Origin of the sequence: Polaromonas sp., assembly GCF_012927415.1 — a bacterium.
Classification (GTDB): Bacteria; Pseudomonadota; Gammaproteobacteria; order Burkholderiales; family Burkholderiaceae_C; genus Polaromonas.
In genome coordinates, this window is sequence record NZ_JABBPF010000104.1 from 1 (window position 1) to 14,452 (window position 14,452).

Sequence of the window (14,452 nt, forward strand, 5' to 3'; positions counted from 1 at the left end):
ATTCCCAGCGCTGCGCTGCTGATCTTCATCGTGTTCGCGCTGCCCGATCTCCAGGTCCTGATCGACTATGAGCCCGCCGTGATCCTGACGTTAACGCTCGTCTGTTCCGCATTCACGGCGGACTACCTGCGTGCGGGCATCAACACCGTCGACGGCGGCCAAGTGGAGGCCGCACTCAGCTTGGGCATGCGCCCGATGTGCATCATCACTGCGGTGGTATTGCCGCAGGCGCTGCGCGCGGTGGTGCAGCCGATGACCTCGCTGCTCATTGCGCTGATGCTGTCGACCTCGCTGGCGTCGCAGGTGCCGTTTCCAGGCCGGGAACTCACCGCGCTCGTGGCCAAGCTCGCCAACGACTCCGCCGCCGGCATGCCCGCGTTCGCGGTGGCCGCTGCGATGTACGTGGCGTCGGGGCTGCTCATCGCCTGGGCTGGCGCCACCCTTGAAAAGAAGATGCGGATATTGCGATGAGCCGTCCTTTGGAAGACATTCTGTTTGGTGATCCGGGCCGCGAGGCGCAGACCGTCACTCGGGCCGTGAGCGTGACCGCCGCGGTCGTGCTGCTCCTGCTGGCTGCGGGCATCGTGTTCAGGTTTCATGCCGCAGGGCAGTTCGACGCGCGGTACTGGGAATTCTTCGCCTGGCCGACGACGTGGGCCTTCTTGGCCAAGGGCCTGCTCGGCACGCTCGCATCGGCGGCGACGGCCGCCGTCATCGCGCTGGTCCTCGGGCTGGTACTGCTGGTAGGGCGGCTGTCGCCGTTGCGGCTCGCACGTTGGCCGAGCGTCGCGGTCATCGAGTTCCTGCGCGGCGTGCCGACGCTGCTGCTCATCTATGTGGGTTTTCTGGTTCTTCCGTCGGCCGGGATTAAGCTGAACACGTACTGGATGTTGACGTTGCCCATCGGCCTTAGCACCGCCGCAGTGGTGGCCGAGGTCTACCGCGCGGGCGTGCTCGCAGTTCCGCGCGGCCAGACAGATGCTGCGCGAAGCCTGGGGCTGACCGAAGCCCAGGTTTTCTTCTTCGTCGTCTTCCCACAGGCCCTACGCTACATTGTCCCGGCACTGGTCGCGCAACTGGTCATCGTGGTCAAGGACACCACTTTCGGTTACGTCGTCACCTACGGCGAATTGATGCAGAACGCCAAGGTGCTCATCGCCAACTACCACGCGCTGGTGCCCGTATACCTTGTAGTAGCGGTGCTGTACTGCCTGGTTAACTACGCGATATCAAGGGCAAGCAAACAGCTCGGCCGGCCGATGCACTGACCATCATCAAGCCGCTCACGTGTTGGTGCCAAAACGGCTGGATATGACGATTTGAAAAAGAACAAGCCCGTTGTGAAGCAAGTCTATTTATCAGGAATATGGTGAAGCGAGAAATGATAGAAGTCCTCGTAGTCAGGGCTTTTCGTTTAGTGCGCAGATAGCTCGTCTTTCGTAAACGCGCGGTGAACGCATATTGACCGCGAGCAAGCGGTCATGGGTAATGATCAGTCGCGTGGTGATGGTGGGATAACTGCCGGCGATGCGGCAGCAAATCGGCGACCTGACTGGCACGCTACGTTGGCAGTCGCGTGAGCACGTCCTTGAGATAGGCGTAGGGGTCGTGGCCATTCAACCTTAAACTTTGGGGTAAACCGATCCGGTAGCGAGCCTCAGAATCCGATGAAGAAATCAGCCGCTGCTGGAAGGCGGCGAACGATTTCAGGCAAAACTATAGGTCCGCTTCGGAGAACTCTGTACAGCCGGTATGGGCCCGTTGTTGATCGCCATGAACGACGGCTGACTGGCAAGTCAAGCCGTGTAATTGAATTTCCAGAAAGCTGCCAGTGATAAGTGGCAGCTCCCGCTGCAAACCGGCTGTTCTAGCCGTGACTCATGCAGGCTTGCTTTGAAGGCATGACCCTGCCCCGCTGCCAACTCCCACTCACGACCGGATCGCCTGCACCGGGTCCATGCGTGCGGCGCTGCGCGCCGGAATCGCTGCCGCCGCCAGCCCCACGCCACAGGCCACGACCGAGGCCAGCACGACCAGCATGGGGTCAAGCTGCGCGGCAAACAGCGGGTTGCCGTCCGGGCTTTTGAAAATATGAGAGAACACCACCAGCAGGCCGAAGGCCAGCGCCGAGCCGAACAGCGAGCCGGCCAGACCGACCAGTCCACCCTGCAGCAAGAACACCGTCATGATGCGGCGCCTTCCAGCGCCCATGGCGCGCAGGATACCGATTTCGCGCCGCTTTTGCACCACGCTGACCACCAGCACACTGGAAATTCCCAGCGCCACGATGATGATGACAAAGCTGCGGATCAGGTTGTTCGACACGGTCTGGTTGCTCAGGGCGTTGAGCAGGCCCGCGTTGGTCTGCATCCAGCTGTCCACCGTCAGGCCGGTCTGCGCGCGAAGTGCGTCGGCCACCTGGTTGGCGCCGAACAGGTCTTTCACCGTGAGGTCGATATTGGACACGCCGCCGGGCAAGTCGAGCAGCGTCTGCGCGAGTTTGAGTGTTACGAAGACCCAGCGGCGGTTCAGGTCGCGGTTGCCCATGTCGAACAGGCCGGTGATGTCCAGCGTTTCACTGCGCCCGCCGGCGCTGGTGACACGCAGCTTGTCACCCACGCTGACGCCCAGGTCCTGCGCCAGATCGGTGCCGATCAATGCGCCGGTGCCGGTCACGTCGAAGCGGCCGCGCGTCATGTAGTCGTCCATGCGGACCACGCGGCGATAGGCATCGGGCTGCACGCCGAGCAGCGCCACGCTTTTGTTGCTGTTGCCGCGCGACGCAAAGGCCGGGCCGCTGACCACCGGCGAGACTGCCAGCACGCCCGGCGTGGCCGCTGCCAGCGCGGCAATGCGCTCCCACTGGTCGACCGAGCGCAGGCGCTGCTCGCGCGGCTGCACCACCGCCGCTACCGAACGATCAGCACTGGGCGTGAGCACGCGCTGCGTGACTTCCTCGAGCGGACGGACCACCACATGCGCCTGCGAGCCCAGGACGCGGTCAATGATGGTTGACTGCAGCTGGTTGATCAGTTGCGTGAGAAAGATGATGACCGCCACGCCGCCGGTCACGCCGGCCAGGATCAGCACGCTCTGCATCCGGCCTTCGCGCAGGAAGCGCAACGCCACCAGCAACTCGAAAGGCATCCAGCGCGTCCAGGAACTTGCGGCGGGGCGGTGGCGGGTAAAGAACATGGGTTCAGCTCAACCGTCAGCGAATGAAGGACGGCACTTCCATGCCCTTGCCTGGCGTCAGCACCGGGCCGGGCCGAACGCGGTCACCGGGCGCTGCCTTTTCGGTCTGCGGAATGGCCTGGTCGCCCTCTTTCAGGCCTTCCAGGATTTCCACCGCGCAGGCCGAGCCTGACCGGCCTGCGCAAGGCCTGGTCGCCTGAGAGCAGCAACACCCAGGGCGCCTGGCGGTCGGCGTCGCGCACCGCGCCGGAGGGCAGCACCAGCGCGTCCTTTTTGGTGCCGCCCACCAGTTCCACCGAGACCGTCATGTCCGGACGCAAAAATGCCGGCGGATTGGGCACCGCCAGACGGACCTCCACGGTGCCACGCTGCGGGTCGACCGCCGGTGCGATGTAGTTCAGCTGGGCGTCAAACGACTGGCCTGGGTAGGCATCGGCCACTGCCCGGGCGGGCATGCCGGGCGTGAGCAGGCGCAGGTTTTTTTCATCCACATTGGCATCAATCCGGGTGCCCCCCTGCGCCGCCAGGCTCAAGAGCACATGGCCGGGCTGGGCCATGCTTCCGGGCTCGACGCTGCGCGTCAGCACAATGGCATCGACCGGACTGGTGACGGCCAGGCGGGCCAGCCGTGCCTGTGCCATTTCAACGGCGGCAGCGGCCTGGTCAATGCGCGAGACGGCCAGCGAGCGCTCGACGCCGCCGGGCTGGTTGGCCTGGGACTGCACCCGGGCCGACTGCAGCGCGCTGCTGGCCGTGTCGAGGGCGCGCCGCGCCTCATCGAGCTTTTGCTGCGAAAAGAAACCCTGCGCCACCAGTTCCCGGGTGCGCTGAAAATCGCGCTCGGCCGAGGTGAGGGCGGCCTGCGCCTGCACCACGGCCTGACTAGCCACCGGCGCGGCCACAGTGGCCTGCTGGGTGGCGCGGCCGCGCGCTTCAGTCAAGGCGGCTCTGGCCTGCTGCAGAGCGGCTCTGGCTTCGGCATCCGACAGGCGCAGCAGCACATCGCCGGCCTTGACGCGGTCGCCTTCGCGGACGCGCACTTCCAGTACGGTGGCGGCGACTTCAGACCCGATATCCATGCGCGCCGGCGCGTTGAGCCGCCCGGTGGCCACCACCGACTGGACGATGCCGGTGCGCGCCACCGCCACCAGTTGCACTGGCGCGCCGCGCCGGCTGGCCAGCACGGCGGCACCGGCCACAACGAGCACGAGCAGGGCGGCAGCGCCCCATTTCACGATAGGTTTCATGGTTGCCAAGCGTAGCAGGTGATTTCTGCCGGGTGCTCACACCCGATCGGCGGCGCAGGTTTAATTTGAAGCATGGCCGGCCGGCGCAAAAATGCCGGGAATTGACCAATTCCTCGTAAACTGGAGCGCCATCGCAAGACCTCACCCCCTTATGGAACAAGCCCCGCCCCCGCCCCAGGACGCCAACGACCTCGGCCGCTATCTGGCGCTCATGGTGACGCATGGCGCTTCTGATCTTTTCCTGTCCAGCGACGCGCCCGCTTCACTCAAAATCCAGGGAAAGATACGGCGGCTGCCCGAGGAGCCGCTGACTGGATCGCGCATCAAGACGCTGGCTTATTCAATGATGCGCGAATCCCAGATCCGCGAGTTTGAGGCCGAACTGGAGTGCGATCTGGCCATTGCGATGGAGCGGCTGGGGCGCTTTCGCGTCAACGTCTACCGCCAGCGCGGCGAAATTGCGGTGGTGGTGCGCCACATCAACAGCCAGATTCCATCGCTCGAATCACTGAACCTTCCCCCCATTCTCAAAACGCTGGCAATGCTCAAGCGGGGACTGGTGTTGATGGTCGGTGCGGCTGGTTCCGGCAAGTCCACCTCACTGGCCGCGATGCTGGATTACCGCAACGAAATGGCAAGCGACCATATCCTGACGGTGGAAGACCCGATGGAGTTTGAGCACAGCCACAAAAAATCGATTGTCGACCAGCGCGAGGTCGGGCTGGACACCCGATCTTTCGACGAAGCCCTGCGCCGCGCCATGCGCGAGGCGCCCGACGTCATCATGATCGGGGAAATCCGTGACCGCGAGACCATGCAGCATGCCATGGCATACGCGGAAACCGGCCATCTGTGCGTCTCGACGCTACATGCCAATAACGCCAACCAGGCAATTCAGCGCATTCTTAATTTCTTTCCTGAAACCGCGAAGCACCAGGTGCTGATGGACCTGTCGCTGAACCTGAAAGGTGTCGTCGGCCAGAGGCTGCTCGCGGGCACCAGCGGCAAACGGGTTCCGGCAGTCGAGGTGATGCTGCTGTCACCCTACATCGCCGACCTGATCCAGAAGGGCCAGACGGACGAGATCAAGGCCGCGATGGCCAAGAGCACCGAGATGGGCATGGCGACTTTCGACCAGTCTCTCTATGAGCTGTATCTGCGCGGCGAAATTACGCAGGAGCAGGCGATCGATCAGGCCGACTCCAAAACCGACCTCTCGCTGCATATCCGCCTCACGTCGGGGCACCGGCCGGATGCCGGAGCACTCCATGTCGCGCCGGGATGATCGGCAGCGCCGGGCCAAGCCCTGATTTTTAACAAAATATCGGTCAGGTCCAGCAATTACGGTTACTTGTTGCTATTTTTTTAATAGCAAATTAACAATTTTTGTCTGGTCTCGCCGCTCCTTTCATTGGGCAAGCTGGCGGACTGCTAGCATTGCGCCACTTACAACACGGGGGAGCGCGATGGGCATGCTGGACTGGACGAAAAAAAGCGGCGCGGTGCTGCGACAAGGTGGTGTCATCGGGCCTGACGAACGCCTGCCCTGGCCGCAAACCACCGCGATGGGTGTTCAGCATGTCATTGCGATGTTTGGCGCCACGGTGCTGGCGCCGCTGTTGATGGGCTTTGACCCGAATGTCGCTATTTTGATGAGCGGTATTGGCACGCTGATCTTCTTTCTGGTCACCGGCGGCAAGGTGCCCAGCTACCTCGGATCCAGCTTCGCCTTCATCGGCGTGGTGATTGCCGCCACCGGCTATGCCGGCAAGGGCGCGAACGCCAACATCGGCGTGGCGCTGGGCGGCATCATTGCCTGTGGCGCGGTGTATGCGCTGATCGGATTTGTCGTGCAGGCGCTCGGCAGCAGCTGGATCGAACGCCTCATGCCGCCCGTTGTGACGGGTGCGGTCGTGGCCGTGATTGGCCTGAACCTGGCCAGTATCCCGATCAAGAACATGGCCGCCAGCAATTTTGACGCCTGGATGCAGGTCGTCACCTTCGTCAGCGTGGCACTGGTCGCCGTGATGGCGCGCGGCATGCTGCAGCGCCTGCTGATTCTGATCGGCCTGATCGCGGCCAGTCTGATTTACGCACTGCTCACCAACGGCTTGGGTCTGGGCAAGCCGATCGACCTGGCGGGCGTCACGAACGCCGCCTGGCTGGGGGCACCGGGCTTTGCTGCCCCGGTGTTCACGGCCAGCGCCATGCTGCTGATCGTGCCGGTGGTGATCATTCTGGTGGCGGAAAACCTCGGTCACATCAAGGCGGTGACCGCCATGACAGGCAAAAACCTGGATGGCTACATGGGCCGCGCTTTCATCGGCGACGGCGTTGCGACCATGATCTCGGGAAGCGCTGGCGGCACTGGCGTCACCACCTACGCCGAGAACATCGGGGTGATGGCCGCGACCCGGATTTATTCAACGGCCGTGTTCATGGTGGCCGGCCTGATTGCCGTGCTGCTAGGTTTCAGCCCCAAGTTCGGTGCGCTGATCCAGGCGATTCCGCTGCCTGTGATGGGCGGCGTGAGCATTGTGGTGTTCGGGCTGATTGCCGTGGCCGGCGCCAAAATCTGGGTCGACAACAAAGTGGATTTTTCAGACAACAAAAACTTGCTGGTTGCGGCCATCACGCTGGTGCTGGGCACCGGCGATTTCACCCTGAAATTTGGCCAGTTTGCGCTTGGCGGCATCGGCACCGCCACTTTCGGGGCAATTTTGCTGTACGCGCTGCTCAACCTCAAGCCCCGCCAGCCAGCAGCGCAGCAGGCCCGGTAAAGGGGCCCAGATCGGGCCTAGGTCGCGTCAGGCTGACCCTGGACCTTGGCCAGGTCAGCCTTGGTGTCAGCCAATTCCTGCTCAAGCCTGGCACGCTCGCCGATTTCCTGCTTGAGGGCCTGGTTGACCCTGCCAAGGTCTTCGGCGGAGGCCTGTATCCGGTCTTCCAGTTCGTCGGTTTTCTGCAACGCAAGCGCCACCTCGCCGGTCTGCACATGAGACGGCACTTCCAGTTTGAGCACCGCATTGATCACCAGCAGTTCGGCGGCAGATTGCTCCACCGTATTCTTGACGGCCTGACTCTGAACGAGTGCCTGCCGCAATGGCGTTGAGGATGGAGAAACCGGCAGTGACTGAATCATGATGAAAAAGGTGAATTGAGGGCCGGTCGGCAGCAAAAACCAGCCTTTCCAAAAAAAGAAGCTTAGGTATCGCCAGATCGTGAATATATACCCAACACGGACTTCCAGTGTGCCGGTTGCCGCCTGGAAATGTGCCGGATCTGCCCGACATTCGTGTTGCGATTACTTTCAGGACCTTTTTCCAGGAGCCGCGGGCGGCTTGGCTTTTGCCTGGACTGAAGGCCCGGAGTTGAAGATATTGCCCAGCGCAGCGCCCAGGCGGGCACCGATCGCGGTGCCCACGCCGGGGAGCACGGCCGTCCCCAACACCGCTCCCGCAAGAGCCCCGGGTGGCACAGAGACATTGACGCGCGTCAGCGGGCCGCTGAGCTTGAGCGGCACGCCGACCAGGCCCTCAACCAGATCGACGGCCAGTTCGGCCTCAATTTGCCGGTCGGCAATGTGCGCCTTGCCGGTTGCGCTGAGCGCGCCCGAAACCGCTTTCACCTTGCCGAAGTCCAGCACCATGCCATTTGACGTATTTTGCGTATCGAGCTGCCCGGTCACGGAATCGAGCGCGGTTTTACCGGCATGGTCCTTACCCACGCTGCGAATGGCCTTCTCCATGTCAAAGCGCAGCAGCGTGGCGTGGCCGATGGTGAAAGGCGTGGTGGTGTGCAGCGATCGCGCAAGCTCGGCCAGCCCAGCCCCGCTGGCTGACACAGTGGTTTCACCCGTGATCTTGCCCGCAATGACCGAGCGGCGGTTGAAGGCGGCAAGCGCACTGACCGCTTCAATGCCACGCGGCTGGAGCTTGCCGGCGATGTGCAGCTGGCCGTTGGCGCGGGTCTGCAATTGCAGCTCGCCGTTGGCGGTGCCGCCGCCCAGGTTGATACGGGTGTCCCAGCGGTCATCTTCGCCTCGACGGGTCAGGCTCAGCTCAGTGGTGGGCAGGAAACCCGGCCGCCGCAGCTGGGCACTGCGCGGCCGCCAGCCGGGGTCAAATTCCGCTTCCCCCGCGTACACCACATGGGTACCGTGCCGCGAAATCCAGGTCACATCCCTAAAAACCAGCTGATCGATCGGTAGTTCGTCGAGTTGCAACCGGCCCGGTTTGGCCTCTGTAGGCTCGCCTGCAGAGGCATGCAAGCCGCGCAGTGACAGCTGGGGCAGCACGGCGCCATCGACTTCCACCCGTTCCAGTTTCAGGCGCCGTTGCCAAAGCGCTGCCACATTGAGCTTGGCCGTGAGTTTCTTGATGACGATAGGCTGGCTTTGCTGCGTGGCGACGTTTTCGAGCTCGACCATGACTGAGGGTCGTAAGCGCCAATGGAGGGAACCGACGCTGACCGGCACGCCCAAGGCGGCTTCAAGCTCGGTGGCGGCACGCCGGGCCAGCTCCTCATTGGACGGCAGCAGACTGAACAGGCCGACGCCCGCCACCACCAGCATGGCCACAACAATGCTTCCGGCAAGCAGCCACCTTCGCGTGCGCCGCATCGGGACCTCTGGTATCAATTCCATGTGGCAAGCATAAACAGCCGGGCTTCCGGCTGCCGGTGAAAAGTTGCCATAAGCGCTGTAGGCCAGCGCCTTAGTCAGTGCCCTGATCAGCGCTTTATAGTGGGGGATGTCTCAACCCCCTCCTCCGGAAACCTCGATGCGCATATGGAAGCAAACCATCTCCGTTGAATTGCTCACCGCCAGCGCCGCCAATACCGCCGTCAGCCATCTGGGCATCGAATTTTTGGAGGTGGGCGACGACTTCATTCGCGCCCGCGTTCCGGTGGACTCGCGCACGATCCAGCCTTACGGCCTGCTGCACGGCGGCGTGTCGGTAGTGCTGGCCGAAACGCTGGGTTCCTGTGGCGCGGCTTTTTCAGCGCCAGAGGGACATCGCACGGTCGGCCTGGAAGTCAACGCCAACCACCTGAAGGGCACGACCAGCGGCTGGGTCACCGGCATCACGCGGCCGGTGCACATCGGCCGCAGCACCCAGGTCTGGCAGATCGAGCTGCGCAACGACGCTGGCGAGCTGACCTGCGTGTCGCGCATCACGATGGCGGTGCTGATGCCAAGATCAGCGAAAAAATAGCCTGAAGTCCTGATATTTCGGCCACTATTAGCTATTAAATACGTAGCAAAAAAATAATCGCTGCGGGCGTCTTTCATGCTGCGTCCGTTTCAAACCGGCGTAAAACTTGCGCAAATTATTACTATGTTTTCGAGGGCTGGGGCGGGCGAAGGCCGAGGGTTTTCCCTTGGTTTAGGGGGGGGCCGCCTGCTAATATCGAACGTTCACGTCGTGCGCTGCGCGCCGCTGGATAACTTCGAGCGGGCCGAAAAAGGGCCTTCGGGCCAGCACATGCCGCGGCTGCTGGATAAGGCGCTGCCTTCGCACTCGCGCGCTATGAGGACGGGCGAACAAATGTCTCGCTGCAGAAACGGTTGCTACAAGGCCTGGGTCACGCCTCGTCTTCCTGGGCCATGCGCACCATGCGCTCACTCTTCCAATACACATCGTCGCCGCCGTTCATGCGGTTGAGCACGCGCGACAGCACAAACAGCAGATCACTCAGTCGATTGAGGTACTGGCGTGGCGCGTCGTTTAATGGCTCGACCTTGCCCAGCGCCACCACCGCGCGCTCGGCGCGGCGCGCCACGGTGCGGCATACGTGGGCCAGTGAGGCTGCGCGGGAGCCGGCCGGCAAGATGAATTCGGCCAGGCGCGGCAATTGCGCGTTGTACTCTTCCAGGGCGTCATCGAGCAGCGCAACGGCCTCGACCTTGAGCAATTCATAGCCCGGGATCGACAATTCACCCCCAAGGTTGAACAGCTGGTGCTGTACTTCCACCAGCAAATCACGCACGCCAGCAGGCAGCTCTTCGCAGAGCAGCACACCGATATTCGAGTTCAATTCATCGACATCGCCCATCGCATGGACGCGCAGGCTGTCTTTGGAAACGCGGGTGTTGTCGCCCAGCCCGGTGCTGCCGTTGTCGCCGGTGCGCGTTGCAATCTGGGAAAGTCGGTTGGCCATGATGGTGAGGTGCGTGCTAACGCAACGGGTTGAGTCAATCAATGAAGAGGCCGCAAGCGGCATCCGGGACATTTTCCGGGCGTTACCCCGGGCAAAAAAATGTGTCGTCGTACGCTCACATGTGAGCGAGGAAACAGCCTGCAAAACTGCTGGCAGCCCTTCGCCGGCTGATATGCAATGGAAAGCTTTTTAACCTCGAAGGATAGCCGCATGATCGTGCGTACGACAGCGAAAAACATTCTATGCCCAACTTTGAACTCCGCAGCGTGCTGCTGTTTTCAGCCTTGGCCATAGGCGCAGCCCTTACGACGCACGCCCAGGCCATCCCGCCCTTCCCGCCTGGGAGCAGCCCTGCTTCGGCCCAGCTGGCCGCAGCGGCTACTGCCGCCGACATCATTTCGCCCGACAAAATCCTGGCCAGGGATGTCCAGGCGGCTTTCAACCGGGCCGACACCAACGCGGATGGCAAGCTGAGCCGCGAGGAAGCCCGGCATTTTCCGGCGGTGGAAGCGCGCTTCGACCAGATCGACGGCAACCACGACAACTTCATCGCGCGCGACGAGTTTGACCAGGCGACCGATGTGGGCTCCTGATCCTGGCGCAGTGATGCGGTCAGCAAGCCGTGGGTGCCGACCAGGCATGACCGGCATCTCTCACGCCCTTGGTGCGAACCCGGCAGGCGGCCTGCGCGCCCAGGTCGTAAACTGTAGGTCAGCTCCGGAGAGACCCATGAACGCACCGCTACCCGAATATCTGCTGCCCGAAATCCGCCAGCGCGAAACGCCAGCCGCGTTGATGGAGGCACTGAAAGCGCGCTTCGGCGAACGCTGCTCCACCGCCCTGGTGGTGCGTGAGCAGCACGGCCGCGACGAATCCTCGTTTTCTGCGCCGCCACCCGCCGCCGTGGTGTTTGCCCACAGCACGCTGGACGTGGCCGACGCCGTGAAATTGGCGAGCCAGTACAGCGTGCCGGTTATTCCCTTTGGTGTGGGCAGTTCTCTTGAAGGCCATTTGCTGGCCGTGCAGGGCGGCATCAGCATTGATGTGAGCCGCATGAACCAGGTGCTGTCCATCAACGCCGATGACCTGACCGTCACGGTGCAGCCGGGCGTGACGCGCAAGCAGCTTAATGAGGCCGTCAAAAGCACCGGCCTGTTTTTCCCGATCGACCCCGGCGCCGACGCGACGCTGGGCGGCATGAGCGCAACGCGCGCCAGCGGCACCAACGCCGTGCGTTACGGCACCATGCGCGAAAACGTGCTGGCGCTTGAAGTCGTCACCGCCAGCGGCCGCATCATACGCACCGGCACCCGCGCCAAAAAGTCGTCAGCCGGTTACGACCTGACCCGGCTGATGGTGGGCAGCGAGGGCACGCTCGGCGTCATTACCGAAGTGACCGTCAGGCTCTATCCGCTGCCCGAGGCAATCTCGGCCGCGATCTGCTCGTTTCCGAGCATCGAAGCGGCCGTGCGCGCCACGATCGAGGTGATCCAGCTCGGCGTGCCGATTGCGCGAGTCGAACTGATAGACGTCAACACCGTGCGCATGGTCAACGCGCACAGCAAGCTCGGTTTGCGCGAGGAACCGATGCTGCTGATGGAGTTTCACGGTACGCCGGGCAGCGTGAAGGAGCAGGCCGAGCTGGTGCAGGAGCTGGCCAGCGGCCACGGCGGCCAGGCCTTTGAATGGGCCAGTACGCCTGAAGAACGCACCCGGCTCTGGACCGCCCGGCACAACGCCTATTTCGCCGCCATCCAGTCGCGTCCCGGCTGCCGTGCGATTTCCACCGACACCTGCGTGCCGATTTCACGCCTGGCTGACTGCCTGCTCGAATCGGTTGCCGAAGTCGATGCCAGTGGCATTCCCTATTTTCTGGTCGGCCATGTGGGCGACGGCAACTTTCACTTCGGTTACCTGATTGACCCTGACAAGCCTGAAGAACGCGAAGTGGCCGAAGCGCTCAACCACAAGCTGGTGAGCCGCGCCCTGCGACTGGAAGGCACTTGCACCGGCGAGCACGGCATAGGCCTGCACAAGATGGACTTCCTGGTTCTGGAAACCGGCGACGGCGCCGTGGAGATGATGCGCACCATCAAGCGCGCGCTGGACCCGCAAAACATCATGAATCCAGGCAAGATTTTTTCGCTCTGAGCAGCCTGGACGGGTTGCACCGTTCCTTTTTTTGTAGCGGTACGGGTCCGTGTTTTAGGCACCAGTGACTGCTTAAAAACTCGGCTGGCGCAGCCGCCGGCAATGCCCGCGCATTGCCGATATTTCAGTCAGCGGCCATCAACAGGGACCGCAACCGGCTCCGGCAGCACAAGTGCAGTGCGCTACCACACAGACCGTCCGGCACGGCATGCCTAAACTGCAGGGCAATGGGACGCGTTCTGCGCCCAACGACCTGCCCCGATTGCTCCGCCTGGACTTCGGCATCAGCCTGCAATTTTCAACTGCCAGGAGAATGTGATGAAAGCATTTGTCTACAACGGACCCGGTCTGAAAGCGCTTGAAGAACGTCCCAAGCCCGCGCTCCAGGCGGCCGGCGACGCGATCGTGAAAATGGTCAAGACCACCATTTGCGGCACCGACCTGCATATTCTCAAGGGCGACGTGCCGACCTGCACAGCAGGGCGCATCCTGGGGCACGAGGGCGTCGGCGTCATCGACTCGGTCGGTGCCGGCGTGAGCACTTTCCGTGCTGGCGACCGGGTGCTGATCTCGTGCATCTCGTCTTGCGGCAAGTGCGGGTACTGCCGGCGCGGCATGTACTCGCATTGCGCCACCGGCGGCTGGATCCTCGGCAATACGATCGACGGTACGCAGGCCGAGTATGTGCGTACGCCGCACGCCGACACCAGCCTGTATCCGATTCCTGACGGCGCGGATGAGGAGGCGCTGGTCATGCTGAGCGACATCCTGCCGACAGGTTTTGAATGCGGCGTGCTCAATGGCAAAGTCGCGCCGGGATCAAGCGTGGCGATCGTCGGTTCCGGGCCAATCGGGCTGGCGGCCTTGCTGACGGCGCAGTTCTATTCGCCGTCACAGATCATTATGATCGACCTGGACGACAACCGGCTGGCCGTGGCCAAGCGCTTTGGCGCGACCGCCACCGTGAACAGCGCCGATGGCAGCGCCGCGCAGCAGGTGATGGCGTTCACCGGCGGGCGCGGTGTCGACACGGCCATCGAAGCGGTCGGCATCCCCGCCACCTTTACGCTGTGCGAGGACATTGTCGGGCCGGGCGGCACCATCGCCAATGTCGGCGTGCACGGCAGCAAGGTCGATCTGCACCTGGAGCGGCTGTGGTCGCACAACGTGACGATCACCACGCGGCTGGTCGACACGGTATCGATTCCGATGCTGCTCAAGACCGTGCAATCCAAACGCATCGACGCCGCGCAGCTGATCACCCACCGCTTCGGGTTTGACCAGATTCTTGAAGCTTATGACACCTTCGGCAAGGCGGCCGACACCAAGGCGCTTAAAGTCATCATTGAAGCGTGAAGGACGCAAACCCATGAAGACAGCCTCGAGCCCGTCGCCGACCGCGTCTGTGCCTACCGCTTCCGGCGGCGGTTCCGTCAAGCGCGCCGGCCTCGTCGCTGCGCTGACCGCCCTGCTGGCCATCGTCTGGATGCCAACGCCGCAGCGACTGCCGCCAGCAGGCCAGGTGATGCTGGTCACCCTCGCCTTCGCGGCTATCGTCTGGATGAGCGAAGCGCTCGACCATGCGGTGAGTTCGGTGGTGATAGCCGCGTCGATGGTCATCCTGCTCGGCTACGCGCCCGATGCGGCCAGACCCGGCGGCGTCTATGTGGGCACCGGCGCAGCAATAGGCCTGGCTT

14 protein-coding genes and 1 pseudogene are annotated in these 14,452 nt (G+C 62.9%); 9 read left to right on the top strand and 6 right to left on the bottom strand.

Translation table 11 applies throughout. The features are described from left to right. Both HHJ19_RS10475 and HHJ19_RS10480 read left to right on the top strand, forming a co-directional pair. A partial coding sequence (locus tag HHJ19_RS10475) for an ABC transporter permease subunit (protein ID WP_296906895.1) occupies window positions 1-471 on the top strand: 471 nt, incomplete at its 5' end. Beyond that, window positions 468-1,268 (top strand): amino acid ABC transporter permease, encoded by an 801-nt coding sequence (locus HHJ19_RS10480; protein ID WP_296906898.1) that lies wholly within the window; start codon window positions 468-470, stop codon window positions 1,266-1,268. The genes HHJ19_RS10475 and HHJ19_RS10480, both read left to right, overlap by 4 nt. 292 nt (window positions 1,269-1,560) lie before the next feature. Here the strand turns inward: HHJ19_RS10480 and HHJ19_RS10485 are convergent. The 3 genes and pseudogenes from HHJ19_RS10485 to HHJ19_RS10495 form a co-directional block, all read right to left on the bottom strand. Then, window positions 1,561-1,644, bottom strand: a pseudogene (locus HHJ19_RS10485) (transposase domain-containing protein); the annotation flags it as partial. 285 nt (window positions 1,645-1,929) lie between these two features. Then, complete coding sequence (locus tag HHJ19_RS10490; protein ID WP_296906900.1) at window positions 1,930-3,195, bottom strand: FtsX-like permease family protein; 1,266 nt, start codon at window positions 3,193-3,195, stop codon at window positions 1,930-1,932. A gap of 83 nt (window positions 3,196-3,278) precedes the next feature. After that, entirely contained in the window at window positions 3,279-4,442 is a 1,164-nt protein-coding gene (locus HHJ19_RS10495) for an efflux RND transporter periplasmic adaptor subunit (RefSeq protein WP_296906903.1), read from the bottom strand. Between the two features lie 151 nt (window positions 4,443-4,593). Between HHJ19_RS10495 and HHJ19_RS10500 the strand changes: the two genes are divergently transcribed. Together HHJ19_RS10500 and HHJ19_RS10505 are read left to right on the top strand one after the other, a co-directional pair. Then, window positions 4,594-5,727 carry a PilT/PilU family type 4a pilus ATPase gene (locus HHJ19_RS10500; protein WP_296906905.1) on the top strand — a complete coding sequence of 378 codons (1,134 nt, stop codon included), beginning with the start codon at window positions 4,594-4,596 and terminating at the stop codon, window positions 5,725-5,727. A 181-nt stretch (window positions 5,728-5,908) separates the two neighbouring features. Then, window positions 5,909-7,222 (top strand): solute carrier family 23 protein, encoded by a 1,314-nt coding sequence (locus HHJ19_RS10505; protein ID WP_296906908.1) that lies wholly within the window; start codon window positions 5,909-5,911, stop codon window positions 7,220-7,222. Window positions 7,223-7,239: 17 nt separating this feature from the next. Here HHJ19_RS10505 and HHJ19_RS10510 read toward each other — a convergent pair whose 3' ends face one another. Together HHJ19_RS10510 and HHJ19_RS10515 are read right to left on the bottom strand one after the other, a co-directional pair. Next, window positions 7,240-7,584, bottom strand: coding sequence for a hypothetical protein (locus HHJ19_RS10510; RefSeq protein ID WP_296906910.1), 345 nt, complete (start codon window positions 7,582-7,584; stop codon window positions 7,240-7,242). A gap of 168 nt (window positions 7,585-7,752) precedes the next feature. Continuing rightward, window positions 7,753-9,087: an AsmA-like C-terminal region-containing protein gene (locus tag HHJ19_RS10515; RefSeq protein ID WP_296906913.1), complete on the bottom strand. Its 1,335-nt coding sequence runs from the start codon at window positions 9,085-9,087 to the stop codon at window positions 7,753-7,755. Between the two features lie 136 nt (window positions 9,088-9,223). On the opposite strand from HHJ19_RS10515, the gene HHJ19_RS10520 reads away from it, so the two are divergent. Next, window positions 9,224-9,658, top strand: a complete 435-nt coding sequence (locus tag HHJ19_RS10520) for a hotdog fold thioesterase (RefSeq protein WP_296906915.1) — start codon at window positions 9,224-9,226, stop codon at window positions 9,656-9,658. Window positions 9,659-10,028: 370 nt separating this feature from the next. Here HHJ19_RS10520 and HHJ19_RS10525 read toward each other — a convergent pair whose 3' ends face one another. Next, complete coding sequence (locus tag HHJ19_RS10525) at window positions 10,029-10,604, bottom strand: cob(I)yrinic acid a,c-diamide adenosyltransferase (RefSeq protein ID WP_296906916.1); 576 nt, start codon at window positions 10,602-10,604, stop codon at window positions 10,029-10,031. A 242-nt stretch (window positions 10,605-10,846) separates the two neighbouring features. On the opposite strand from HHJ19_RS10525, the gene HHJ19_RS10530 reads away from it, so the two are divergent. From HHJ19_RS10530 to HHJ19_RS10545, 4 genes are all read left to right on the top strand, one after another. Further along, window positions 10,847-11,197: an EF-hand domain-containing protein gene (locus tag HHJ19_RS10530; protein ID WP_296906919.1), complete on the top strand. Its 351-nt coding sequence runs from the start codon at window positions 10,847-10,849 to the stop codon at window positions 11,195-11,197. A 136-nt stretch (window positions 11,198-11,333) separates the two neighbouring features. Further along, a complete protein-coding gene (locus HHJ19_RS10535; RefSeq protein ID WP_296906921.1) occupies window positions 11,334-12,755 on the top strand; it encodes an FAD-linked oxidase C-terminal domain-containing protein in 1,422 nt (473 codons plus the stop codon). A 318-nt stretch (window positions 12,756-13,073) separates the two neighbouring features. Beyond that, window positions 13,074-14,111 (top strand): zinc-dependent alcohol dehydrogenase family protein, encoded by a 1,038-nt coding sequence (locus HHJ19_RS10540; protein WP_296906923.1) that lies wholly within the window; start codon window positions 13,074-13,076, stop codon window positions 14,109-14,111. 13 nt (window positions 14,112-14,124) lie between these two features. After that, window positions 14,125-14,452 (top strand): anion permease (locus HHJ19_RS10545; protein WP_296906925.1); only part of this gene is annotated, 328 nt, incomplete at its 3' end.

What these genes read in the sequence shown, in the direction of transcription:
- HHJ19_RS10480 (WP_296906898.1), top strand. Translation starts at nt 468, where the DNA reads ATGAGCCGTCCTTTGGAAGACATTCTGTTTGGTGATCCGGGCCGCGAG.
- HHJ19_RS10490 (WP_296906900.1), bottom strand. Translation starts at nt 3,195, where the DNA reads ATGTTCTTTACCCGCCACCGCCCCGCCGCAAGTTCCTGGACGCGCTGG.
- HHJ19_RS10495 (WP_296906903.1), bottom strand. Translation starts at nt 4,442, where the DNA reads ATGAAACCTATCGTGAAATGGGGCGCTGCCGCCCTGCTCGTGCTCGTT.
- HHJ19_RS10500 (WP_296906905.1), top strand. Translation starts at nt 4,594, where the DNA reads ATGGAACAAGCCCCGCCCCCGCCCCAGGACGCCAACGACCTCGGCCGC.
- HHJ19_RS10505 (WP_296906908.1), top strand. Translation starts at nt 5,909, where the DNA reads ATGGGCATGCTGGACTGGACGAAAAAAAGCGGCGCGGTGCTGCGACAA.
- HHJ19_RS10510 (WP_296906910.1), bottom strand. Translation starts at nt 7,584, where the DNA reads ATGATTCAGTCACTGCCGGTTTCTCCATCCTCAACGCCATTGCGGCAG.
- HHJ19_RS10515 (WP_296906913.1), bottom strand. Translation starts at nt 9,087, where the DNA reads ATGGAATTGATACCAGAGGTCCCGATGCGGCGCACGCGAAGGTGGCTG.
- HHJ19_RS10520 (WP_296906915.1), top strand. Translation starts at nt 9,224, where the DNA reads ATGCGCATATGGAAGCAAACCATCTCCGTTGAATTGCTCACCGCCAGC.
- HHJ19_RS10525 (WP_296906916.1), bottom strand. Translation starts at nt 10,604, where the DNA reads ATGGCCAACCGACTTTCCCAGATTGCAACGCGCACCGGCGACAACGGC.
- HHJ19_RS10530 (WP_296906919.1), top strand. Translation starts at nt 10,847, where the DNA reads ATGCCCAACTTTGAACTCCGCAGCGTGCTGCTGTTTTCAGCCTTGGCC.
- HHJ19_RS10535 (WP_296906921.1), top strand. Translation starts at nt 11,334, where the DNA reads ATGAACGCACCGCTACCCGAATATCTGCTGCCCGAAATCCGCCAGCGC.
- HHJ19_RS10540 (WP_296906923.1), top strand. Translation starts at nt 13,074, where the DNA reads ATGAAAGCATTTGTCTACAACGGACCCGGTCTGAAAGCGCTTGAAGAA.